The organism is uncultured Bifidobacterium sp. (assembly GCF_959020155.1).
Taxonomy (GTDB): Bacteria; Actinomycetota; Actinomycetes; order Actinomycetales; family Bifidobacteriaceae; genus Bifidobacterium.
The window spans coordinates 57,198-82,684 of sequence record NZ_CAUERC010000006.1 but is presented as its reverse complement, the minus strand read 5'-3'; the positions used below and the strand labels follow the sequence as shown (position 1 = coordinate 82,684).

14 protein-coding genes are annotated in these 25,487 nt (G+C 60.3%); 4 read left to right on the top strand and 10 right to left on the bottom strand.

The genetic code is table 11. From position 1 onward, the window contains the following. Positions 1 to 124: 124 nt before the first annotated feature. Positions 125 to 2,296, bottom strand: a complete 2,172-nt coding sequence (locus Q5H31_RS03425; RefSeq protein ID WP_223895827.1) for a DUF6541 family protein — start codon at positions 2,294 to 2,296, stop codon at positions 125 to 127. Positions 2,297 to 2,728: 432 nt separating this feature from the next. Between Q5H31_RS03425 and Q5H31_RS03420 the strand changes: the two genes are divergently transcribed. Together Q5H31_RS03420 and Q5H31_RS03415 are read left to right on the top strand one after the other, a co-directional pair. Continuing rightward, positions 2,729 to 4,129: an ABC transporter permease gene (locus tag Q5H31_RS03420; protein ID WP_038445040.1), complete on the top strand. Its 1,401-nt coding sequence runs from the start codon at positions 2,729 to 2,731 to the stop codon at positions 4,127 to 4,129. Then, positions 4,126 to 5,178: an ATP-binding cassette domain-containing protein gene (locus Q5H31_RS03415; protein WP_003811179.1), complete on the top strand. Its 1,053-nt coding sequence runs from the start codon at positions 4,126 to 4,128 to the stop codon at positions 5,176 to 5,178. The genes Q5H31_RS03420 and Q5H31_RS03415 overlap by 4 nt, the downstream gene beginning before the upstream one ends. Before the next feature lie 532 nt (positions 5,179 to 5,710). On the opposite strand, the gene Q5H31_RS03410 is transcribed toward Q5H31_RS03415, so the two are convergent. From Q5H31_RS03410 to Q5H31_RS03390, 5 genes are all read right to left on the bottom strand, one after another. Further along, positions 5,711 to 6,541, bottom strand: a complete 831-nt coding sequence (locus tag Q5H31_RS03410) for an HD domain-containing protein (RefSeq protein ID WP_011743803.1) — start codon at positions 6,539 to 6,541, stop codon at positions 5,711 to 5,713. A gap of 241 nt (positions 6,542 to 6,782) precedes the next feature. Continuing rightward, positions 6,783 to 7,652 carry a class II glutamine amidotransferase gene (locus tag Q5H31_RS03405; RefSeq protein WP_003811182.1) on the bottom strand — a complete coding sequence of 290 codons (870 nt, stop codon included), beginning with the start codon at positions 7,650 to 7,652 and terminating at the stop codon, positions 6,783 to 6,785. 374 nt (positions 7,653 to 8,026) lie between these two features. Then, entirely contained in the window at positions 8,027 to 10,207 is a 2,181-nt protein-coding gene (locus Q5H31_RS03400; RefSeq protein ID WP_003811184.1) for a KUP/HAK/KT family potassium transporter, read from the bottom strand. Positions 10,208 to 10,451: 244 nt separating this feature from the next. After that, positions 10,452 to 11,408 carry a TatD family hydrolase gene (locus Q5H31_RS03395; RefSeq protein WP_217717182.1) on the bottom strand — a complete coding sequence of 319 codons (957 nt, stop codon included), beginning with the start codon at positions 11,406 to 11,408 and terminating at the stop codon, positions 10,452 to 10,454. A 92-nt stretch (positions 11,409 to 11,500) separates the two neighbouring features. After that, a complete protein-coding gene (locus Q5H31_RS03390) occupies positions 11,501 to 13,849 on the bottom strand; it encodes an alpha-L-arabinofuranosidase C-terminal domain-containing protein (RefSeq protein ID WP_039776382.1) in 2,349 nt (782 codons plus the stop codon). Between the two features lie 283 nt (positions 13,850 to 14,132). Between Q5H31_RS03390 and Q5H31_RS03385 the strand changes: the two genes are divergently transcribed. Beyond that, positions 14,133 to 15,203 (top strand): LacI family DNA-binding transcriptional regulator, encoded by a 1,071-nt coding sequence (locus Q5H31_RS03385; RefSeq protein WP_159140784.1) that lies wholly within the window; start codon positions 14,133 to 14,135, stop codon positions 15,201 to 15,203. 123 nt (positions 15,204 to 15,326) lie between these two features. Continuing rightward, on the top strand, positions 15,327 to 16,364 hold the full coding sequence (locus Q5H31_RS03380; protein WP_003811191.1) for a glycoside hydrolase family 43 protein: 1,038 nt from the start codon (positions 15,327 to 15,329) through the stop codon (positions 16,362 to 16,364). A gap of 30 nt (positions 16,365 to 16,394) precedes the next feature. Here Q5H31_RS03380 and Q5H31_RS03375 read toward each other — a convergent pair whose 3' ends face one another. The 4 genes from Q5H31_RS03375 to Q5H31_RS03360 all read right to left on the bottom strand — a co-directional run bounded on the left by Q5H31_RS03375 (position 16,395) and on the right by Q5H31_RS03360 (position 25,108). Continuing rightward, on the bottom strand, positions 16,395 to 18,806 hold the full coding sequence (locus Q5H31_RS03375) for a glycoside hydrolase family 36 protein (RefSeq protein WP_302457502.1): 2,412 nt from the start codon (positions 18,804 to 18,806) through the stop codon (positions 16,395 to 16,397). 182 nt (positions 18,807 to 18,988) lie between these two features. Next, the gene (locus Q5H31_RS03370) at positions 18,989 to 21,154 is read right to left on the bottom strand and encodes a glycoside hydrolase family 127 protein (protein WP_302457499.1); all 2,166 of its coding nucleotides are present in this window, start codon (positions 21,152 to 21,154) and stop codon (positions 18,989 to 18,991) included. A gap of 234 nt (positions 21,155 to 21,388) precedes the next feature. Continuing rightward, positions 21,389 to 23,176 carry an ABC transporter ATP-binding protein gene (locus Q5H31_RS03365; protein WP_302457498.1) on the bottom strand — a complete coding sequence of 596 codons (1,788 nt, stop codon included), beginning with the start codon at positions 23,174 to 23,176 and terminating at the stop codon, positions 21,389 to 21,391. A 21-nt stretch (positions 23,177 to 23,197) separates the two neighbouring features. Beyond that, the gene (locus tag Q5H31_RS03360) at positions 23,198 to 25,108 is read right to left on the bottom strand and encodes an ABC transporter ATP-binding protein (RefSeq protein WP_270271458.1); all 1,911 of its coding nucleotides are present in this window, start codon (positions 25,106 to 25,108) and stop codon (positions 23,198 to 23,200) included. Positions 25,109 to 25,487 lie beyond the last annotated feature (379 nt).

Here is a 25,487-nt window from a genome sequence, read left to right as displayed (position 1 = left end):
CATGAACAACGCGTGAACCGTTGGAAATCCAACGTTCCATCGGCGTGTCGAAACTGGACAAATCAGAGCCTCTTGTTCTCCCAATCGCCCATTTCGACGCCACGCAGCCACGCAACACACGTGATCACTGGCAGTTGAACTGGTACAACGCCCAGCCCTTCGCATATGAAGCCATATTCGAATAATCCTGAACCTTGCGCATCGTGCCATCTTTGGCGTACTGGTCGATCAGCTTCTGATCGTGGAACGTATCGTACTGCTGCTTGAACGTGAACATCTGCAGGCTCGGCGCCTGGCCGCCCATGCTCAGGAAGTATGCATCGCCATCCGCGCTCAGCGGGCAGACGGTATTCGTCAGCGCCTTGCCGTCGCCCGACGCGAACGCATTCTCCGTCTGTCCGAAAATCGCACCATTCTTCTCGGCCTTCGCGTTGTAAATCGGGAACAGCATATCCGCGCCGTACATCGCCGTCGCATACATGGAACCGTTCAGCGGATCGGAAACCACCACCGAATCGGTACCAGTCTCCTTCACCACCTTCTTGAGAATCTTCTCCTTCGTGGCAGTGAGCTGCTCGTCCGGCCGCGCATCGTCAATCGTCATATTCGCATAGACGGCATCCGACAGGGCGGAACGAACAGTATTGCCGAATTGGCAGGAAATGGCGAGCGCCGCAAGCAGAACAATCGCAATGATTTTCGTGACGTTCGGCAGACGGCCGGCACGCAACAATACGACGGCGGCGAAGACGATCAGCGGCAGCACGCCGAACGGAATCATGGTAAGCGGTCGGGTTTCGGCGCGATACCAGGCGGCGGCCACGATGTTGGGGAACCAGCCAGTCAGCGCGGTCGAGCAGACGTAGACGAGACCGACCAGGAAGAAGGCCAGCAGAATGGCGATCGCGTCGCGGCGGAGTTGCGAGGCGTCGGAACGTGGAGTGCGGTAGCTGGCGGAAGTCTTGCGATTCCTACGATCGGCAGGCATAGCCGCAAAATCGGCAACCTGTTCGTGCGGTTGCGCTGACGTGCTATCGGATGCACGGTCAATCGCAGAAGCGCCGGGCACAGTAGCGGAATCGGCGCGCTTGGCGGCGAACCATTGCGGGCGGATGATGGCTGCGACGGTGACGGCAAACGCGATCAGCACGATTGCGGCCATGAACCAGCCTTGCACGCCGCCGATATTGTCGGTGACGTAGATTTTAAGCGCTTCGGGCACCGTGCGGTTCGGAACGAAGGTGTGGAACCAGCTGGCGGGATTGAAGTAGCGGTCCGATTTGTAGCTGGACATCATGTACACAAGGAACACGGCGGCGCCGAGAACCACTACGCCAGCAAGGCCTGCGATGGCTTTCCATGGCAGTCGCGTCAGCACGAAGGGGGCCATGAGCAGGAGCCAGGTGAACACGATGCGCGGATGGGCGAACATGCAGACGCCGGCAGTGACGAAGAACCATATGATCCATTTGACGAGGTGTTCGCGGGTGGCGAGCGCGTCGAGCAGGCGAAGTGTGGCGTACAGCCAGAACGGCAGAAGCGTGGCGGCCAGGCCGAAGGCGATCAGCGGACCGGAAGCCAGCATTTGAAAGGGGTGCGAGGCGGAAGCGACGGCAAGCGGGGGGATGATGAGCGCGAGTATCGCGGGGAATAGCGGAACTACGACAGACGCGACATTGCGGGCCGAGGACTTTCGCGCGTTCGCAAATCGGGGGAAGCATACGGACTGTGCCGAATGCGACAGGCGACGCGTGAAATAGGAAGCGTACAGCTGAATCGCAATCGGCCAAACCAAGCCGGATGATGCCAGCCAGACCGTGTTGAACGCTGCGTAAATCGACAGATTGACGCCGAACAAGCTGGCGAGCTTAATCAGGCCGGCTGCAAGCAGATGGAACAGCGGCGGATAGTATTCGTCGTTCGGCCACAGGTGGGCGGCCGCGCCGACGCCTTCGCCGAGGATCTTGCGGATGAAGTAATAGTGCGCGGGCGCGTCGATTTCGTGCAATGGGTTCGTCCAAGCGGCGGAACCGTGCGGAAACCAGGCCCATACGACCGCGGCGGCGAGCGCGACGCCGATGGCGGAACAGACCGGCAGTGCGATGCGGGATAAGCGGGGAACGGCGGAATCGCAAGGCAAAGGCAAAGTATCGTTCGTTGTCTTGCTTGATATCTTGTCCGTCGTTTTAGCCGTCGTTTCGTCTGTCGTCTTGCTTGCGGCGACTGCGCTGTCGGCTTCATCGACTGCGTCGTCGGCCGCTGTGGGAATCGTATTGTCTGTGCTGTGCTGCTTCATCGCCATCCATCGTAGCCGAAGCCGCGAAAGCAAGCCACAAATCGCAATCGCACCTGCATTTTGTAATTCAAAACTGGACCGTGCGGCAACAAAAGCTGGAAAGGCATCTAAAAACGGATGGAACATGCGCGGGATGGGCGCAAGACGGACGCGGAACGCGGGAAGAATAGGCGGACGTAGAGCGGAGACGAGCGCGAGCAGGAACAAAATCGCCGCTTATCCAACCTTCGATTTTCAGGAAGTATTCAGACTTCACACAGAGGTATAACAGTGTTGCGCAAGAAAACAATCACGTTGGATGGGCAGGATGATTGCACGGGGCGCATTGCGCTGTGAGCGTACTCGCTGTCGTTGCTTGACTGTGTGCGTCCCGGCCAACGCTGGCGTCGGCATGCGTCGACGCGTAACTACAGAGAACTGGAGAAGTACCGCATGTTCGTTCTCAAGAACGCATGGGCTGCGCTCGGTCGCGTCAAATGGCGTACCGCGCTGACGGCTTTGCTTGCACTGCTGGTGTCGTTCTCAGCCGCCGTGGATCTGGCGGTGCTGAGAGCCGACGACAAGGCGAATAACGAAACATACCAATCGCAGAAAGCTTCGGCGGTAATTCGGCCGAGCGCGAAAGTCACTGCGAAACGCGACGGCGCGGACTCCAATTACACCGCCAATTACATGACGTGGGACATGTACACCAAGTACGCGGAAGCGGTGCAGAAGAACAACTTGACGTTCGAATACACGCTCGCCACGTCGGTGCCGGTGCGCGCCAGCAAGTCGCTGCAGGCGATCGCGGCGAAAAGCGACACGAGCGAGGACAAGACCGGCGGCAACCTGACGTTGCAAGCCTTCTACACGAACGATGCGGCGAAAATCAACGACTACGGCACGTTCAAAGTGGTCAAGGGCAAGCAGCTGAACTACAAGACGGCCAACGACGGCGTGCTGGTCTCTCAGGCAGTGGCCAAGAAGAACAATCTCAAAGTGGGCGACAAGGTGACCGTCGGCAATCCGACGAAGGCTTCCGAAACCTACAAATTCACCGTGCGCGGCATCTACGAGTACACCGGCGAGGCGCCGGCCGGATACGGTTCCGACGCGAAATACGCGAAAGACAACCGCGAGAACGTGGTGTACACGTCGTACATCAACTTCGCGCAAAGCGGTCTGGACGTGGCCGGCACCAAGGGCTGGGCCATCCCGAACCTCAATATCATCTTCACGCTGACCGATCCGGCCACATACAACAAGTTCGTGCGACTGGTGACAAAGGCCAAGCTGGACACGTCGAAGTTCACAATCTCCTCGCCGTCGCTTGATGCGTACAAGAAGCGCATCGCACCGCTGGACGCCGCCGCCAAGGCCGCGCGCACGGCGTTGTTGGCGACCCTGATCGTCGGCGGGCTCGCGCTGCTGGCATTAGTGCTGTGGGCCGCGATCGGTGGACGCCGTGACGAAATCGGCATGGCGATGGTTTCCGGCGTCACCAAGGGACGTTTGGGATGGCAATTCATGCTGGAAACGTTCATGATGACCGTTCCAGGCTGGGCAATCGGATTGATTGCCGGCGCGCTGCTGGCCAAGCCGCTTGGCACCGCATGGGCCGGTGGACAGGCTGTGGCCATCACATCCGCATCCGTGTGGAACATGATCTGGTACGGACTGGGCGCCTGCCTGGTTCTGGGCATCATCGCGTTCATGCGCGTGGGATTCTTCGATTTGGGTCAGCTGTTCGCAGGCCGTTCTGACGATTCGAACGAATCTGCCGAAGCGAAGAACGCAGACGAGCCGGAGGAAACAGTCGAGTCGACGGAACGTACGGAGGTGAACGCATGAGCGAGAAAGACGTGAAAGACAACGAAACCGAAGCATTGAACAACGCTGCCGCTGAAAACGCGGAAAACGCGGACATCGAGGCGGGCGAAACCGATATGGCCACGTCGATCGAATCGGTCGATTTCGCGGTGGTGTATGACGATGGAGGCGATTCCATCGCAACCGAATCGGCAGAAAACGCGGAAAATACGGAAGGCATCGCCACGGAAGACAGCGTTGCCAGCGACAACGCGAATCGCGTGAACGAAACGCTCGCATTGGGCGCGACCGACGACGAACAGTCGCTCGACCAGCACGAAACCGTACAGGCGGACTCCGCAACCAGCGTGTCATCGCAAATCGACCGCGAAATCAAACATCATCGCAAGAAGGACGCATTCTTCTTCAAGGCGAACCCGACATTCGCGCTCGACCATGTGACGGTGCACAACCGCAAAACCGGACGTGACGTGCTCGACGACGTTTCCCTGGCGTTCCATGCCGGCGCGACCCACGCGGTGCTGGTGGATGCCGAAGATGTCGAACAGCATCAGGCGCTGGTGGCCACCATGGTCGGCATGATGCGGACGACCAGCGGCAACGTGATGCACAAAAGCACGAACCTCGCCGACGCGACACCGGTCGACGTGCTTGGACACCGCATCGGTTTCATTCCGCAGCGGTTCGCCGTGCGCGGCGACCTTGACGCGGAAGGCAACGTGCTGTACGCCATGGACGCGTCGAACCGCAATTTCCTGCAGCCCAAGCCGGTGATTGCGCGCGAGCTGCTCAAGCGCGTGGGATTCGAGGAAGTGACTTCCGGTCTGCCGGTGGGCAAGATGAGTGCGTTGGACCAGCGTCGTGTGGCAATCGCGCGTGCGCTGAGCTGCGAGGCGGAGGTGATTATTGCCGACGAGCCGACCGCTGGATTGAACCGTGACGACGCCGCCGTGGTGCTGGGGCTGCTGAAGAAGGCCAAGCGCGATGAAGATCGTAAGCGTGCGATTATTGTGGTGACCGATAATCCGGAGGTCGCCGATCAGATGGAACATTGCGCGGAGCTTGAGTAGCGAGCGGCGTTCTGCGAGGCGAAAGCCTTGCGGACTGGTGTTGCATGCCAGTCCGCAAGGCTTTTTTCGTGCTGATTCTGGTTCGTGCCGATTCGCGCTGGTTTGCGGTGACACACCGCTAAAAACATGTCATATGCGCTATGTGTGGCAGACTCTTTCATCTTTGGAATCTCAAACCGCTATGTGTGGCAGATCGTTTGACGCCTCGTGAGTTAGAGGGTCTGTTTTATACCCCCTAATGTATGGCGGGAAAAGAGAAGTGCCACAGATAGCGGTTTTCAGTGCGCAAAACTCGGGCGGCAGCCAGGCTTCAAGGAATTTTCGGGTGTATCTCGCTTATGAATGGCGGATTTTTCCGCTCGACGCGTGCTATCTCGCTTATAGATGGCGGATGGTTTTGCCGCATGAGACTTAGAGGGGATTGAACTTGCCCCCTAACACCTAGTCTTCCTGAGACACCCGCCATTCATAAGCGAGATAGCATCCGGCAGACACCGAAATTCGCCATTCATAAGCGAGATAAGTAGGTTCGCTACTCGGCGATGCGCATGTGGTACTGCTCGGCGAGCGGTTTGACGTCGAGGACGCCGTAACGTTCCAGAAGGCGCAGCCATTCGCGCTTGTTGCTTTCGCCGAAACGGGCGGCCTTGCGCGTGTAGGCTTCGGCGGTCAGGAACTTCGGCGGAATCGACTTGCTGTTGTACTTGTCCGCCACCATGACGACCTCCTGCTCGAGGTTCATCGGCACGTAGTCGGCCGGGGGCAACGGCAATCCCTGCGATTCCACGGTTTCGCGGGTGAGGCCCACACCTGTGTGGTTGCGTGCGAACTGGGCGATCGATTCGTCAACGCCCTCGTTCAGCAAGTATTCGTAGCCTTTGAGCCCGTGCTGAACATAGTGCGGACCGTCGAATTTGAGCGGTTCGCCGTCGGAACCGTCCTGCTTGAGCAGGAAATACGTGCCGATGTCGTGCAGCAAACCGCCAATGACCACCAGATGCTCGTCGATGAGCCGCGGCGGAACGGTACCTCCGGTCAGCCCTTCCGTGGACGGCACCGCAGGCATGTGCAACATGCCGAGCGATTCCTCGCCGGTATTGTCTTTCGTCAGTTCCAGTCCGAAGTCGCCGGTTTTTTCGGGAGCGTCCGTCGGCAGGGTGCAGCGGCGGGTGAACAGTGCATTCTGCCGGCGGGCCATGCGGCGGGCGATGTCGGCCACGACCACGCAATGGCCGTGGATGAGGTCGTATGCGGCTTGCGATTGCGCGATTTTGCGATGTAGCTCATCCACTTGCGCAAGAGTGGGGATATAGCCGGTCGTCGGCTTGTTCGATTCGGTTGTTTCGTTCGATTCGTTCGTCATACGCCCATCTTAGGCACGTTCCATCACGCCCATCACACGGTTCCTGACGCAGTTTCCAAAACGGTTCCCAACAGCCGAAGGGATTCATACACCACACCAGGGGAATCCCGAATGAACGGACACGGATTCAACGGTTTCCCCGTCTTGTCAACGATGTTCCAAGGAATGCCGCCTTAAAACGAGCATTCATCAGCTGCCCGCAGCGGACGGCACGATACGCGGGGACGTTATGTGCGGAAAATCAGATGGAACGGACGCGGAATTCGCCGGTGCGGTTGGAAGCCACGATCATCTGGTCGTTTTCGAGGCGGGTCCAGCCGTCTTCGGCGCGCTGGTCGAAACCGGAGCTGGCCACGACCACGCCCTTCGACTGATCGTCGTTTCCGCCGAGCGCACGGTAGCGCAGCACGCGGTAGTCGCGCGCCTGCTCGCCACGACCGTACTGGTCGTAGATTTCGACGATGCGCTTGGACGTGACCTCACGGCCGGCCGCGCACAGGGCGATGAACTGGTCCTGGCTTTGGATCATGCAGTTGTAGCTGGACTTCGGATAGCTTTTGCGCAGTTCACGCACGGCCTGCGCCACCGCCTCGTCGAGTGCGAAGCCAAAGCCGATGTATTGCAGGATGACGGCGAAGAAAATGGCGGAATCGGAACGGCCGCCGGTGGACTGCACGATGCTCGGATCGACCGGGAACGCGCGATTCGTAATGATGTTGCGGCCCTGGTCGTCAGAAATGTCGCCATTGTGGATGAAGCTCAGGCCGTTCGCATAGAAGGGCTGCTGGTTTTCAAGAATCAGCGGCAGGTTGGAGCTGGCCAGGCGCAGATGCCACAGGCCGCCGCGGGCCGGAGTGTTGGCGAGCTCGTCGAAAATCGGATCATGACGGGCGGCGATGGTGTTTTTGTAGATCGCGGTGCCGGTTTCCGGAGTCGGCGCACCGCCGTCGCGACGGTATGGCGATTCGTCCGGCACGGTGATCAGCGCGGCGCCCCAGCCGTCGTTGTGGATCTCGCTCAGATTTCGGAAATCGCGCACGTTCTGCATGCCGAGCACGCCATTGAGGTTGGTGTTGCTGCCTGCCGTCGCGAATCCAAGTAATCTGCACATGGTTGATTACTTTAGCGACGGCAGGTTTCGACGCGCGCGTGCCGTTATCGGAGTTGGTTATAGCCTGCGATTCAGCCGCCGATTCATACGCATCGCACGTCGCAAAACGCACGTCACGAACGTAAGTTGTCCCGCAAACGAGCAGGAGGACCGACATATCCTGTTGCAGACCGTAAAAACTCGGACTGAGCGGCCCGGAGCGTGTCGGTAATAGGATATGCCGGTCCTCCTGCGGACTTGGCGGTATTCAGCCAAAGGAAAAGGGCTGGGGCATCTCGTTCGTGACACACTCAAGGCCGTTCGGCCAAGCCTACGGTCACAAACGAAATGTCCCAGCCCTCCTTGCGTAGATAAGCCGTGCTCGCAGAGCGGATTCACACGCGCTTCAAGCGCGGCGGACGCTCGGTGGCGAGGAACAGCGGCTGAATCTCAATCAGCGGATTGTAGGGAGCGAGTCCGAACCATTTGACCGGAGAGCCGGCCAAATGACGAATCGCGTACTTGATCTGCAGTGAGATCGCGCCCTTCTGGGACACCTTCGACTCGGGCATCAACGCCTTGTGAATCAGCACGTAGCGGATAGGTCCGATGTTCGGATCGGCATCCAGCTTCGGGTAGCGGGTGGTCTGCTTGGGCAGATCGCCGGACTTCGACAGATCGTTCATGATCTGGTGGATGTATGCAGGAATCGACTGCGACACCTTGAAGCCCAAGCGAATACGCACGCGGAACAGGAAGTCCGTGCCGAAATTCTCCACCGAATACTCGCGCGTGAACGGGTTGTCGGATGTTTCCACCGACACCGCCCACCATGCGCGGGCGCGCTTCGGATGGTCCGCGAAAATCGAGAAGAAGATGTCGGTATCGACACGCTTCATTTCCGGATCGGACGTCAGATAGACGATGTTGTCCGTGAAATACGGAATCGAATCGTCCTCATGAAGCTGCTTCAGAACCGGCACGCAATCGGCGGGCTGCATATGCCGGCGTTGCGCGCGTTCCAGCTTCGTGCCTTCGTTCCACGTGTACATAATCAGCAGAATCGCCAATGTCAGCAGCATGGTGAACCAGCCACCGTGCAGGAACTTCGCCATCGAAGCGAAGAAGAACAGGAACTGGATGGCCAGGAACACCACTGTGAACACGACCGCGCCGACGCGCTTGCCATCGTGCCAAATGTAGACGGCCAGCAGAATCGTCGTGGTGATCATCGTGACGGTCAATGCCAGGCCGTACGCGGCGGAAATATGCTCCGAATCGCGGAACATCGCCAAAACCAGCAGGGTGGAGACGCACAGCACGGCGTTGACCACCGGAATGTACAGCTGGCCGCGGGTACGAGCCGGATAGCGCACCTGCAGGTGAGGCATCCAGTTGAGTCGCGTCGCTTCGGAAACCATGGTGTAGGCGCCGGTGATCAACGCCTGCGAAGCGATCACGCCGGCGCACACGGACAGCAGCACCGCCACGTAGCGTACGGACGGGGTCATCATTTCGAAGAACGGATTGAGGCCGTGCATGTGGTTGTACGCGGTGTCGTCCCAATGGTTGAGCATCCACGCGCCCTGGCCGAAATAGCAGAGCACAAGGGCGATCTTGATGAACGGCCACGTGAAGTAGATGTTGCCGCGGCCGACGTGGCCCATGTCGGAATACAGCGCTTCGGCGCCGGTGGTGGACAGGAACACGGTGCCCATGACGGCGAGGCCTGCCGCATTGTGGTGGCTGAAGAGGAACTCCACGCCGTACACCGGATTCAGCGCTTCAAGCACGCTCCAATCGGAGCTCAGGTTCACCAAGCCGACGACGGCGAGGAACGAGAACCAGATCATGACCACCGTGCCGAACGTGCGGCCGATGCGTTCGGTACCGCGCGACTGCACTGCGAACAGGCAGACGATGATCACAATGGTGATCATCAGCGTCAGTTCTTTGTTTTCGCTCATGATCGGTTCCAGCAGCGGCAGTGTTTCCAAGCCTTCCACTGCCGAGCTGATCGAGACGGCCGGCGTAAGCACGGAATCGGCGAGGAACGCGGCGCCGCCCAGCATGGCGGGAATCGCAAGCCATGCCCCATATTTGCGGATCAGCGAATACAGTGCGAAGATGCCGCCTTCGCCGTTGTTGTCGATGCGCATGGCGATGAACACGTATTTGACGGTGGTGATCAGCGTGATCGACCAGAAGACCAGCGACAGGATGCCCAGCACCGCGGCGCGATCCGTATGCGCCAAACCGCCTTGGCCGTTGAGGAACGTCTGCATGGTGTACAGCGGCGAGGTACCGATGTCGCCGTATACCACGCCAAGCGCCACGATGGCCATGGCCGGCGTGATTTTGTCCGGGCCGGACTGGAGACGGCTCCACCAGCGGCCGATGCGGCCCTTGCTGGCGGCCTCGTCAAGTTTCGCGGCTTCCTGCTGCTGCGCCTCGTGCTCCTTGATGAGCGTCTGGCGCTCCTCCTTGGTCAGGACCTTGTGCGAGACCTTTGGCGCCTGCGTGTACGTCGCTGCGTGAAGCAGCGGCTGTTCTTCTTCGTTCGGCTCGTTAGCCATAACGCTTCCTCCAAGTGGCGGGCCTTCCAACCCGCTCCCCAAAATAAAACGCAAGGTGTGACACTAGGAGCTTGGCAAACCATTGTCAAATCTTCACACGTGATTCGGCACGTCACGCATGAAATTCACATATGCTTAATCGTTTGTATTTTGCTTATTTTCTGGCGATTACGCAACTGTTACGTTGAGGCCCATGCGACCGTCACGGAACCGCCACGGGATTACCGCGAAATCGCCATTCTTTTTAGATGCCGTACACTTCGCGCGTCGTTTCACGCGTGGCTTTGGCGATTTCAGCCAACGGTCTGTCAAGATAGTCGGCGAGCGCCTGCAGGGTGTACGGGATCATATACGGCGCGTTGGTGCGGCCGCGGTAGGGCATCGGACTTAAGTAGGGGGCATCGGTTTCGACCATGACGTGGCTCATGCCGACGAGTTTCGCCGATTCGCGGATTCCGTCGTTGCCTTTGTAGCTGGATGTGCCGGAAAGGCTGAGATACCAACCGTTTTCGCGGGCGATTTCACCCATTTCGGCGTCTCCCGAATAGCTATGGAACACGGTGCGTTCGGGGGCTCCATCGGCGAGCAACGTTTCGATGACTTCCTTGTGCGAGTCGCGGTCATGGATTTGCATGGGCAGGTTGAGTTCCTTGGCGAGCGCGACGTGGGCGCGGAACGCCTCGCGTTGCAGTTCCTTGGCGGATTCGCCGGTACGAAACAGGTCCATGCCGGTTTCGCCGATGGCGACGACCTGGTTGGGGTAGGTGGTGGCGAGGCGGTGTACTTCGGCCATGGCTTCGTCGAAGGGGATGTCGTGCCAGGGCTTGTATTTGATGGGCAGGCCGTCGGGGCCGGGTGCGCCGCGGTGGCCGTGCAGCACGGCTTCGTTGGGGTGTATGGCGATTGCGGCGTGCACGGTTCCGGGATACTCGCGGGCCATGTCGATGGCGGTCATGAGGTTGGGCAGCTCGCAACCGCAGTCGATTACGCCTTCGACGCCGACTTTCTGGGCTTGTTCCAGCAGTTCGTCGACGCTGTAGACGGGTACTTCGCCTTGGCCTTTTTCCATGGCTTCGTGACTCATGGCTTGGGAGAAGGGCACGACGGATGCGACGTGGGTGTGGTTGTCGATGACGTGCGCGTCTTCGGGCAGCGGCTGCGGGGCCGGGGCCCAATTGCGATTGCGGTGGTGCTTGCTCATGTTTTCCAGATTAGTCCCGATTGGCCCTGCACTGCGGGCGAACTCTCGTTCGAGGGTTCAAACGAGGGTCCGCCCGTTTCGCGGCATACACGTCACTTAATCGTGATGGTGGTGAACGACCATGCCGGTGCCGTGTAGTCGCCGTCTGTCAGATCAATCGCGGTCTGCCGCGGCCTGGTCGGTGATTCCTCACCGACCTGTCCCGCATACGGATTGTCTCCGGCTAGGACGGTGGCCGTGGCGGATGCCGCCGATGCTGTGGAAATATTCAACTCGGCAAGAATCTGACGTAGGTCGACGCTTATTGGCGCGTCCATGGCATTGACCACGCGCACGTAGGTCTCTCCGGCTTTGTCATTACGTGATACGGTGACGGTACGCCTTGGCTCGTCCTTAACCTCCGTGCCATCCGCAATCAGCGTTCCATCGATGTACAGCTTCATGGCTTGGCCGCGGTCGGTGACGTTAACGTGCACCTGCCACGTGGTGCCCGGCCGCACTTCGTTCATGGAGACTTCGGTGCCGGCAAGCGCATAGGCGGTGCCGTCGCGGACCACGCGCACGCTGTGTCCTCGACCAAGTGAGATGATGTTGTGGTTCTTGCCGTCGATATCGCCACAGATGAGGTCCATGCCCCATTTGCCTTCGTAGTAGACGACGGTGGCGTCGATGCTGTAGGAATCCGCATGCAGGTCGAGCGGAGTGTCGATGGTCCTGCCGTCGTAGGCCACGTTGCCGAGGTCGATTGCGTCCCCGGCTGCGGTGGTGATGGTGATGTTGTTGAGGTCGGCTTTGGCGTTGCCCGCGATGCGTAGTTTCACGGTGTCCGGCAGGCTGCGACGCAGCGTGGACGGGCCTTCGACGGTGACGGGCCACGCAGTGTCGGCCGTGGTGGTGGCGTACATCTGCTGCACCCAATAGCTGTAGGGATGGTAGGCGCGTTCGTTGTCGAAGTAGATGAGGTCCGGATTCCAGCTATGGTGCCCATTCTTGGCGAACAGCGGGGCGTAGGAGGCCATGGCCACCACATCGCCGTTGAGTTCCATGCGTCCCATGAAGGCCGCTTCGGACAGGCCGTTGATCAGTTGGGTGTTCCAGGAGCCGTATTCGCCGAGGTAGACCTTCGGTCCCTTGCGGTCCGTGTGGTCGTAGTGGTCGAGGTTGTGGAACCACCAGCTGGACGACTGGTAGGAATGTTCGTCGACAATCGGCAGACCCGCTTCGCGCGCGTACTTCCAGCCTTCCTCGTAATCCTGACCGCTGGGGGCGGGACCGACGGTGCCGACGACGACGATGTCCGGATATGCGGCTTTGACGGCGTCGAAAATCTGCTGGAAGCGGTTCTTGAACACGTCGTCGATGAGATCCTCATTGCCGATGCCGAGGTATTCGAGGCCGAACGGCTCCGGATGGCCCATGGCGGCACGCTTGGCACCCCATTCGGTGGCGGTGCTGCCGTTGCAGAATTCGATGAGGTGGAGCACTTCATCGATGTAAGCGGGCATATCCTCCTGCGCCACCGGCACCGGGCCTTGGCTGGTGTTTTGGCAGCTCACGCCGGCGGGCAGCACCGGCAGCGGCTTGGCGCCGATTGTTTCGCACAGGCACAGGTATTCGTAGTAGCCGATGCGGAATGACTGGTGGTAGCCCCAGAGGTTGAAGTTGTGCGGACGATGCTCGACCGGTCCAATGGTGCGGTCCCAGTGGTACATGTTGTCCATGCCGAGGCCGTGGGTGATGCAGCCGCCGGGGAATCGCATGAATCGTGGTTTGAGGTCGGCGAGCGCCTCCACCAAATCCGGGCGGAAGTGCTTGAGGCCGCGGTAGGTGGTGCGTGGCTCCAAGGTGACGAAGTCGAGGTCGATGACGCCTTCGCCGTCGAAGGTCAGGCGCAATGTGCCCTGTGTGGCCACGCTCGAGCCGGCATCGCCGTGCTCAGGAACGGTCAGCGAGGCTTGGTATGTCGTCCATGCCGAGGCTGAGACGGTGATGGTGTTTTCGGCGATGATGCTGCCGTCGTCTCCGCGCAGCGAGACCGTCACCGGCATCGCGCTTTCCGATCGCACGCGCATCCAGGCGGTGAAATCGTAGGTTTCTCCGGCGTGGAACACCATGCCGTCCCAGCCGGTGTTGTCCAGCGCGGCAGGGGCGTGTTCGACTTCCACCGTCGCGTAATGCGGGTTTTCGGTGGCGACCGGGTCGTTGTCATGGATGCAGAACGCGGCGAACGAGCCTTCCGGCACGATTTTGCGCCAGAAGCTGTAGTTGCTCCAATCGATGGAGTCGGCGCGGTTGTATTCGAAGGCGCCGTTCTGCACGAGGTCGGCGTTGAGGCCGCCGTCGCCGGAGTAGCTGATGTCTTCGAAGAAGATGCCCCACAGGTCGGTGCTGATGGCGCGCACGCCCGCTTTGTCGAGTGTGGCGGTGAGTTTGTCGGTCATGGTGTGGCCGTCAGCCGGATATTCGTCAGCCGGGGCGACGGAAACGGTGGTTGGGATCGTCATCGAACCTCTCTTTTCGTTCGGGATCGCTATGGGGGCTGTGTCGCGGAAAGCAGGACGCCGTCATGCGAACCGTATATGTATCGTTACACATACTAGCGCAAATCCAATCATCCGCAATGGAGGCAATATATCGGTGAGTCTTTGTATTTGCAACGATTTTACAGAATCAAGAGAATATAATATCGTTACATATCAATCATAAGTTTTCAAGGAGCGGCATATGACCAGCAGCACACCGACGCTACGCGACGTGGCCGCGGAAGCGGGCGTCTCCCCCATGACCGCGTCGAACGCGCTGCGCGGCAAGCCAGGCGTCAAGGAATCGACCCGCGCCAAAGTGATCGCCGCAGCGAAGAGACTCAATTACCGCATCAATCTGACGGCCAGCATGCTCAAATCGGGCCGCAGCAACATCATCCACGTCATCGTCAACGAATTCGATTCGCCGTTCTATTCAAAGCTCACGCAGGCGTTGAGCAACGAAATCGTGTCCCGCGGACTTATTCCATTCATCGAGCAGACGCAGTATTCGCCGGACGCTGCCGAGCACGCGCTGAGCAGCAATCCGTTCTCCGGGCAGCTGTTCGATGGCGAGATCCTGCACGCCACAGGCTTGGGCACGAATGTGCCGCTGGCCAAACTCAATGGCGGCAGGCCATTCGTGCTGCTGGACGCCTGCGAGGAGACGCCGACCGTCGATGCCGTGAACTTCCCCAACGAGGAGGCCGAACGCGCGGCGACGCAGCATCTCATCGACCGCGGATGCCGCAATATCGCGATCGTCGGCCACCGGTTCGCCCCCCGCGCCGATCTGGCGCATGCCCAGAACGCGTTCGCTCTGCGATTGCGCGGCGCATGCGGAGCGCTGTCCGACGCCGGACTGCCCTATGACGAGTCGATGGTGTTCGAAGCCGGGGATGTGGCCAATGGCATCATCGCCGGGCATGCGATTGCGGAACGTATTCTCGCCGCACGGAGCGGACATGGTGGCACCGAGTTCGACGGCGCGTGCTGCGCCAACGATTTCGCGGCGTTCGGCGTGATACGCGGGCTCGCGGACCGCGGACTGCGCGTGCCGCAGGACGTGAAGGTGATCGGTTTCGACGGCGTGACCTCCGGGTCGTACACGACGCCGGCGTTGAGCACCATCCAGGTCGATTTCATGCAGCTCGCGAAATTCTCGGTCGATATGCTGTCCGAGCGTATCGATCATGGAGCAGACGAGGCGTTGCCGCCAAGACGGGCCATCATCGGCTACCAGCTGGTGGACCGGGAATCGACCGCGGTCTGAGGATGACGCCCCGATGGCAGGCAATCCGCCATAGGCAGCAGCCTTCGCGGCCAATCCCACTCAATCGGAATCACTCAATCGGAATCAATCGCCATCATTCATCAAGGAATCTCTAGGAGCATCATGAGCATCGACACCCAGGCCTATCTGTTCGTGCATTTCATCGGCGAGGAACGCAATCCCACCGACGAACAGCTGTACTTCGCGCTGAGCCGCGACGGCGTGCATTGGAGGGATCTGCGCCCGGCCGGCAGTCCGGCGTTGACGTGGTTGGGCGGCGAGAAGGGCGTGCGCGACCCGCATATTGTGCGCGACCCACGTGGTGGATTCCACATTGTGGCCACCGATTTGAGCATCTATTACCGTGGCGGCTGGGGGCCGAACGATGGCGCCACCACGAATGGATCGACCGGCCTGGTGATCTGGGACTCCCCTGACCTGGTCCATTGGAGCGAGCCGCGCCTGGTGGACGTGGCCTCGAAGATTCCGGACGCTGGCATGGCTTGGGCTCCGGAGGCGAATTGGGATCCGGATCGCGGGCAGTGGATCGTGTTCTGGTCCACGAAGAGCAACGCCGAAAGCTCCGCGGATCCGTTGGCCAACGAGCTCGGCGATCCGACGAATGTGTATTATGCGACGACCGTTGATTTCAGGGTGTTCTCCGATCCGGTCAAGTGGATCGATCGTAAGAATGTGATCATCGATTCGACCATGCTGCGCGACGATGACGGCTGGTGGTACCGCGCGTCCAAGGACTCGGAAATCACCATCGAACGCACCCGTAACCCGTATGCGACGACCTACGAGGTGCTGCGCACCGACGACCCGAATGAGTGGTCGTATGTGGGCACGCTCACCGACATCTTCGGCAATGGCCGGTATTCCATGCACTACTTGGAAGGGCCGGAACTGTTCCGTTACAACGACGAAGACGTGAAGGTGGTCAACGGCAGGACCATGCCATTCGGCCTGATGTGCGACCAGTACGCGGAGTCCAAGGGCTACCTGTCGTTCCGCGCCGCCTCGCTCGCCTCGCATGATCCGGCCGATTGGCAGCGCGCAGACGATATCGATTTCGGCGCGCTGAAGAAGCGTCACGGCGCGATTCTGCCGATCACGGCCGCCGAATACGACGCCATCGAAACCGCCTTCGCCCTGTAGTCGGCGCGATTGTCCATCCGTCGCAACCGCTCAGGCGCGGCGGATGGCGAAGATGCGGGCGGACGGCTGCTTGGAGGTGGCCGCGTTGAGCCGGACCGTCTCGGGGTCCATGCGCTCGACGGTCCACGGCTTGGCGTCGGGCGCATGCTCGGGAACGGCCGGATTCGGGAAGATCTGCTCGATATGGCAGTCCTCGGACAGCGGCACGTTCACGGAAGGCGTGCCGCCGCGTCGCCAGACGATGATGTAATCGCACGGATCGTCGTCCTCCGACGGGAGGAATGACGGATGGCGCAGACCGACGACGAGCCAATCGCCATCGAAATCAGGCAGACGGGCCGGCCAGAACGGCACCAATTCCTGCTGCTCGGTCAGCACACGGCGGTGCAAGGCCACCGCATCCCGCACCAAGGCAAGCCGATGCTCGTCCATGCGGTCAATGAATCCGGACAGGTACAACCTGCTGAGTATGCCCGTGGCCAGCGTGAAGACGGCGGTCTCATCGTCCATCTCCTGCTGGGCGTAACCCCAGTTGCCTTGCTGTTCCGGCAGGATCGTCAGTCCGGCGCCGGCGGCGATCGCGGCGTAAATCAGCGGATCACACTGGTCGGAGGTGGATTGCAGGTCCAATCGTTGCAACTGCGCGTAATCGGCGCGCATCGCACCGGAACCGCAGTTTTCGATCATAACGTCCGGATGGCGGCGGCGCAGGTCGTCCAGCCAGTCAAGATAGGCGCGGCAATGGCCGAGCAGGCCAGCGCCGGCGGATTCGGCGTCGAGATCAGTGCCGACGCCGGGGACGGTGTTGTAGTCGAATTTGAAGAAGACCGCGCCGAAATCGTCAATCAGCCGGTCGACGGTGCGAGTGACGTGCTCGCGTGCGGCGGGCGAGCGGAAGTCGAGCAGGTACCGGCCCGAATCGCATACGCGCACACCGTGGCGCTGGAAGAACGCGTCATCGGGCAGACTTTGGGCGAGCGGCGATTTCACGCCAATCACCTCAGGCTCGAGCCACAATCCCAAGCCCATGCCATGCGCGCGGATGGTGTCGGCCAAGCCCTTGAGCCCGGCTTCGCCGAAACGGTTCGTGGAGGCCTGCCATTCGCCGACCATGTCCCACCAGCCGCCGTCCGTGCTGTCGTACCAGCCGGCGTCGATGCAGAAGATGTCCGCGCCGACGCGTGCCGCGCCTTCGACGAGCGGCAGTTCCTTCTCCAAGCGCGGGTCGCCGAACAGGGTGTTCATGTAATCGTTGTAGACGACGAGCCCCTGCGTGCGTTCGAACTGCTCGGAACGACCTAATTCGCGGGCCTTGGCAGCACGCAACGCACGGCGCTGCAATGTCATTTCGACGACGGACTGCTGCCAATCGCCGGCCGCGATCGCGAAGGAGACCGGCACCGATTCGAAATCATGGCCTTCACCCAACTCCGTATACCAATGGTGGTCCTGATATTCCGGTCCGAACGCGCTGATGTGCAAACCGGGATCATCCTCACCGACCTCCCATTCCCATGGGCCGTTGTGCTCGATCTGCCACATTACGGAGAAGTCACGCGATTGGCGGCGCGAGCCCTCGACCTGTACGATGCCGGCCGGCTCATGCACGCCGGTGCTCCATGTGGAGGCGGAGCTCATGGCGAATCGCGAGCTGGATTGGCCGGGATTGATGACTTGATTGCGATTGCGCACCGATACGTCGCGCAGTGGACGGCTGCGCCAATCGTTTTCCACCGCCCACGCGGAGTCTCCCCAGAATACGCGGGAATGGTCGATTTTGCCGCAGTTGACGCGCATCGGCACCGTCAGATTCAACGACGACACCGCCTCGATAGGCAGCGGGCGCGCGGAGCTCAACCGCGTGTAGGTGCGCACTGCGGACAGACCCGGGAACGCTTCGAATACGGAAGTGACTACCAGCCCAGCCGTGGCGTCGGCATGGCGGACGGTTTCCGGCGAGGGCTGCGCGGCGGCTTCGGCCCGTTCGGCGGCGGTCGGTTCGAACGCGCGCCCGTGCGGCTCCAGTTCCGCATACGAAGCGAATTGGACGATCTCCAAACGATATGGTTCGGCGGACCCTTCCTCCGGCTCGGAGGCGGCGGCCGAGACGAATCGCAATACGCTGCCCGCCACCGTGGCGATCAAGGTGAGGCGATTGTCCTGCGATCCGGTGTTGGCGGCACGCACTTCGACGATCGGACGCGGATCACGTTCCAGCACGGTTCTTCCATCGTCGGCAACACGGCCGCCGATGGGCCCCATGCCGCGGCCTGCAACGTTGCACAATCGGACGGGGGAATCGCCTGCCGTGTCGAACAGCATGGAAACCACGCCATTGCCCCATTCGAGACGCCCGTCCTCACGGGGACATACGGGGTTCATTGCACCGGCACCGCTTATCATCTTCGACTCCTCAACCGTGTTCAGATACCGCCTGATCATTGACATGCATCGATTGACGTACCTGGTACTAGCTTAAGCGGTAAATGGGGCAAATCGCACGTGCGTGTCTACTCGAAGCGGAGATATGCGATGAACTTGACTGGCGCATCCTTGGTTTTGGCGATGTTGCCGAAACCAAGGACAGCCCCTTTGTCGGGCAGTCCCTTCGTCACTCGTCATGCTCACCCGCGTAGGAACACCGTCATCTCGTTCTCGCCACGGTTGGCCCATGCGAAGTATGGAATCAGCGTGGCCGTCGTCGTCTTGCGTTCGGCGGGACGCCAATCATGGTACAACGCGGAGGTTTGCGCGGAGTCTTCCACTTCACGCCAAGCGGGAATCGCCAGCGTGGTCATCGGCATATCGACGGCGTCCACCTCGCCGAGCCCCTGCTCGTCCTGCGCGACGGCGCCGGCATGGAAGACGATGCGATCAACGGACACGCAGGATGGATCGGATGCGATGCGCGCGGTATCGGCGTGCAGCAGATGCAGGTTCGCGCCATTATCGACACCTTCCGCGCAGTAGGCCAGCGGTCCGCGCACGAACGCCACCTTTCCGGCGTCCTCGCGCACGAGCGGATTCGCGGCGACCATGTGGACCGGCATCGGGAAATCGAAATCAACGACGTCGCCGTCATGCCATGCGCCGGTCAGATACAGGTATCCGTCTCTGATGACGCGGGAGATGTCGTCGCGGCCGCGCACGGTGACCGCATCGGAAGCGGTTTCGCCACCGGCCCAAGCGGGCAGACGGAGGGCGATCGTGAAAACCGCGTCCTTGGGGGCGTCGGAAGCCGAACCGGCTGTGCCAAAGCCCACCGTGACGGATCCCTTGCCGGACCAGGGCATATCGGACATGACGTCAAGGCGCACATCGGTGCCGGAAAGCCTGGCATGGACGCCGCCGCCCATATACAGATGCACATACAGGGTGGATGAGTCGTCTCCGATCGTGTAGGCGTACTGCTGCACGTCCTCCACGATGCGTGCGATGTTCGGCGGGCAGCAGGCGCATCCGAACCACTTCTGGCGCACCGGCTTGACGTGCGCCTTGCGTTCATCGCGATGGCATGCCTCGGGCACCACTTCGAGCGGGTTCACGTAGAAGAAGCTTTTGCCATCGAGTGCCATGCCGGCGAGCGTGGTGTTGTACAGCGCCGATTCCATGACGTCCGCATATTCGGATTTCGGCTGGATTTCCAGCATGCGGCGGGCGAAGAACGCGAGCGCGATGGCGGCGCAGCTTTCCGAATAGGCGGTGTCGTTCGGCAGATCATAGTCGAAGGAGAAGGCCTCCCCCATGTGTGTGGCGCCGATACCGCCGGTGATGTAGATCTTTCGGTCGACGATGTTGCGCCATAGTCGTTCGCAAGATGCCAGCAGGTCGGGGTCGCCGGTCAGGCGTGCCACATCGGCGGCTCCGGCGTAGAAGTAGGCGGCGCGGACGGCGTGTCCGAGGGCCTCCGTCTGTTCCGTGATCGGCTTGTCAGCCTGGTAGTAGGCGTAGTTCTGCTCGCGCGGCGCGTAGTTGCGGCCGTCCTCCCGGGCGCGGCGGCGGTCTTCGAGCTCGAAGTAGAGCGGTTGCTGGCCACGCTGGCGTACGAAGTATTCGGCGAGGTCGGCATAGCGCTGTTCGCCGGTGGTCTCGGCGAGTTTGACGAGTGCCATTTCGGCGATTTCGTGCCCGGGATAGCCGTGCAGCTTGCCGTCGGCGGTGCCGAATCGGGAATCGATGTAATCAGCGAAACGGCAGGCCGCGTCAAGCAGCTTGCGTTTGCCGGTGGCTTGATAGTAGGCGATCGCGCCTTCGGTCAGGTGGCCGAAGCAGTACAGCTCATGGTGGTCCTTCAGGTTGGTGAAGTGCCGGTCCATGCCGTTGAGGATGTAGTAGGTGTCCAGGTAGCCGTTGTCGAGCTGCGCCGCGCAGACGATATCGATGGCGGTGTCGGCGGTCGCTTCAAGGTCAGCGTCCGGGTGATGGGTCAGCGAGTAGCCGACCGCTTCGATCCATTTGGAGAAATCAGTGTCTTGGAACACGAAGCCGTAGAACTTGTCGGGATCGGGGTGCGCCGGGTCGTCCGGCAGGGCTTCGAAGCCGCGGAACGTGTATTTCGGCGGCACGAAGGCCTTGCCTTCCTTATGGTGTTCTGCGTTCTGCGCGGCGGCGGCCTTGAAGTTGTGCATGCAGTAGCTGGGTGCGGCGCCGGGAACGTTGTCGTTCAGCGCGTTCCACTGGTAGGGAATCACCTGGGTGCGCACGAGTTCCTGCCGCGATGCCCAGAACGGGTCGGTGACGGTGGCGTCGCGCAATGCGATTGGATGGCTGGTGCGATTGGTGGTAGTCATGAGTGCAAGCGCTCCTTAGTGCATCGTTGTCTTGTTAACGCTCACAATCCATTATTCCACGGGTTGCTCCAAAGCACATTCCGCATGGCGGCATGTCCGACGGGAATCCCACCGCGGCAGCCGGCCCAAGATGGCCGCGCATTGGCTGCACGACCGTTGGACAGGCATTTCGGATTGCGGATATACGGGCCAGGAAGTATGGAAGCCTGCCGCCGGAGGGCTGGCGCCGGCTGCTCAGACCTTGATCATGGCGTACTGCGATTCGTAGAGCCGATAGTAGGCGCCATGACGGGCGAGCAGCTCGGCATGGTTGCCCTGTTCCACGATCTGACCGTGGTCGATGAAGCAGATTTCATCCGCGTTCTCGATGGTGGAAAGCCGGTGCGCGATGATGAAGCTCGTGCGTCCCTTGAGCAGATGGTTCAGACCGGCCTGCAGCGCCTCCTCGGTACGCGTGTCGATATTCGACGTGGCCTCGTCGAGAATCAGGATGCGCGGGTCGGCGAGCAGCACGCGCGCGAACGCGATGAGCTGGCGTTGGCCCGCGGACAGGGTCGAGCCGCGCTCCTCCACCACGGTGTCGTAGCCGTCTGGCAGTTCCATGATGAATTCGTGCGCATGCACGGCCTTGGCAGCGGCCACGATCTCCTCGTCGGTGGCGTCCAGTTTGCCGTAGCGGATGTTCTCACGCACGTTGCCGGAGAAGATGAACGTGTCCTGCAGCATGACGCCCATCTGCCGGCGCAGGCTTTCCAACGTCACGGAACGCACGTCGTGGCCGTCGATCGTCACCGAGCCTTCGGCGACGTCGTAGAAACGCGACAGCAGGTTGATGATCGTGGTTTTGCCGGCACCCGTAGGACCGACCAGCGCGATCGTCTTGCCTGGCTCGACATGCAGGTCGACCAGGTTCAGGATGTTGCGGCCGTCCGGCTCGTAGCGGAAGACGACGTCGTTGAAGTCGACGCGGCCCTCGATCTGCGGCAGATCGACGGCGTCCGGCACGTTGCGGATCTCCGGCTGCACATCCAGCGTCTCGAAGATGCGCTCGAGATACGCGGAGCAGGTGATCAGCTGGTTGTAGAAGTTGCCGATGCTGATTACCGGGTTCCAGAAGTTGTTCGCATAGCCGACGAACGCGATGAGCACGCCCGTGGTCACGTCCACACCGCCGAAACCGGTGACGCCCACATAATAGATGAACGCGATCGTCATGACGGAAATCGTCTGGATGCCCGGCCACATAAGCGTCTGGATATGCACCGTACGCATCCACGCGGAACGCACAGCGCCCTGCTGTTCCTGGAATGTGCGGAACTGCGTGTCCTCGCGCGCGAACGTCTGGGTGGTCTTCACGCCGGCGATCGATTCGTGGATGAACGCGTTGAGATTGCTCTGCTTATTGGATAGCACCTGGTACGCGCGACGCTGGAAATGCTGCAATCCCAGCACCCACGCGATGAGCAGCGGGAACAACGCGAGACTGTACAGCGCGAGACGCCAATCCACGACGAACATGACCACTAGCGTGATGAAGAACGTGAACACGTCGGAAATCACGTTGACCAGACCGGAGCTCAGGGTGTCCGAAAGCGTGTTCACATAGTTGACCACGCGGATGAGGATTTTGCCATGCGGACGCGAGTCGAAATAGCTGAACGGCAACGTCTGAATGTGCGTAAACAGGTCGCGGCGCATGTCTTTAAGCATGAGCTGGCCGACGCGCGTGATTTCCACAGTACGGTAGCGCAAACCGAATTCGTAAATGACGATGAGCACCGCCAGCAGTGCCACCAGCTCGCCAAGCAGCGCAAGGTTTTTCGCCGGAATGACACTGTCGATCATGATTTTCGTCAGATACGGTTCCACGACGTTGATGCAGCCCATTGCCGCCACGACGATGAGGATCCAGACCACGCGGGCCATGTACGGTTTCAGGTAGACGCCGACGCGCGCGAGGTCGCGCATATTGATCTTCTCTTCAAGGTCTTCATCGTCACGGAAGGTGTTGCGTTGTGCCATGATGTTATCCTCCCCCGCGTCTTACGCTTCGAATCCCTGCGAGCGGCCGGCATCCACGCCCAACTGCTTGCTGTAAATCTGCCAATATCGGCCGTGCGAGGCCACCAATTCGTCGTGCGTGCCACGTTCCACAATGCGCCCATGCTCCAGCACGAGAATCAAGTCGGAATCCTTGACCGACGAAATGCGGTGGGCGATTGTGACAATCGTCTTCTTCTCGTCCAAATCGCGCAAGTGCCGCTGAATCTCTGCTTCCGTTTCCATATCGACGGCGCTGGTCGTATCGTCCATAATCAGAATCGACGGATTGTCGGCGAGAGCACGCGCCAAGCTCAGTCGCTGCTTCTGTCCGCCGGACAGGCCGACGCCACGTTCGCCGACGACGGTATCGTAGCCGTCCGGCATGCTGCTGATGAAGCCATCCGCGCCGGCAATGGCGGCCATGCGGCGCACGTACTGTTCGTCGTAACCACGTCGTCTGCGCTGGCCGTCGTACTGACCGTTGTACTCAAGTCGGGTGCCTCGGTCGCCCGCGCCAAAGCTGATGTTGCTGCCGATCGTATCGGAAAACAGGAACGTATCCTGCGCGACGATGCAGACTTGCGATCGCAACGTGGCGAGCGGCCAGTCGCGCGCGTCGATGCCGTCGATGAGCACACGACCGGCGGTTGGGTCGTAGAAACGGGAGATAAGGTTGACGAGAGTCGATTTGCCGGAGCCGGTTTCGCCGAGGATTCCGAGTTTCGCGCCTGCGGGAACGTGGAAGTCGATGTCGCTGAGCACAGGCGTCCCCAGATCGTCGGGGAAAGCGAAGTCGACGTGCTGGAAGTCGATGGTTCCTGCGATTCTAGCCGATTTATCGGCGGCTTGCGCCCCTTGCGTACCTTGCGTACCGACTCGCGTAGTGCTTTGCGTGGCTTTCCCCGCAAACTCCGGCTTTTCGCGAATACGCGATTCGGCGGTGAGCAGCTTACGGATTTTTATGCATGCCGCGTTGAAACGTTGCCAGTCGTTGGTAAGCCATCCGGATTGGCGGATTGGGCTGTCAAGCATCCACAGGTATGAGTTGAACGCCACAAGGTTGCCAAGAGTCATGTACCCTTTGATGACGAGAAAGCCGCCGAAACCGAGTGTGATAAGTTGCAGCGAAAAGCCGAGACCGTCAAGCCAGGGCATGTATTTGCGGCTGTTGTATGCCTGGGCCATGTTGCGTTGCATATAGTCGTCGTTGCGTTCGTCAAATTTTTCGGTTTCGTACGATTCGCGCACAAACGCTTTGACGACGCGGTTGCCTTCGATGTTTTCCTCGACCATCGAATTCATTTCGGCGAGCGAGTTTCGGATATCGAAGAACAGGGGTCGTGCATGCTTCGACAGACCGCGTGTCAAAATGAACAGTGGTGGCGTGACGCAAGCGAGCGCAAGAGCAAGTCGCCAATCAATCGAAAACATCATGGCGAGCGCGCCGATGAACATGACCACGCAGTCAAGCGCTTGCAGGCTCACCCAGCTCAGTGCGTGGCGGATGGCGTCGGTGTCGGACGTCATGCGGCTCATGACGTCGCCAGTGCGAGTGTGGTTGAAGTAGGTGAAGTCAAGTTCGTGGAGTTTTTCGAATTCGTCGCTGACGAGACGATAGATGGAGTTCTGTCCGAAGCGTTCCATCCACATTTGGCAGCCGTAACGGGAGCCGACACGCACCACGGTGAGCACGAGCATCATGACGCACAGTCGGGTCAGTTCGTCCACATGGCCTTGGGTGATGACGCGGTCCACAATCAGTCCGGACAGCAGCGGGATGATGAGGGCCATGGTGTTGTTCACGCAGAACAGTACGACCGCGCCGGCCACGCGCGGCAGGTCAGGTTTGCAGTACGGCAGGATCCATGCAAGGTTGCCCGCCTGCTGGTTGCGTTTCGGATCGACATACATACGTAGCGTTCCTTCGAATTGTTTGCTTGGGTCTTGGTTGGGTTGTTGTTGGGTTGTGGTGTTGCGGCCATTCGTTGCCGCCACGATTCACGTCCGTCGTGTGTCGAGCGTCCCGTCACCGGCATGCCGCCGCCGGCCGAAACCCCTGTTCGGATTCGCAAACTCGACTTATTTTAAACGAACCGTACGCCGATGCAACAGATGCGTTTTCGGCGTGTCGCAATCATAATAAAATCAACATATATACCGTTACATACCACTGGTTTGCGGGTGCTGCGAAAACCGTCATCGGAGCCTGGCTCGCCGGAATCGGAGCATCGCATCGGAACATCGCACGATAATGGAATCAAGCTCGAACTATCGATACAAGCATCGGCGA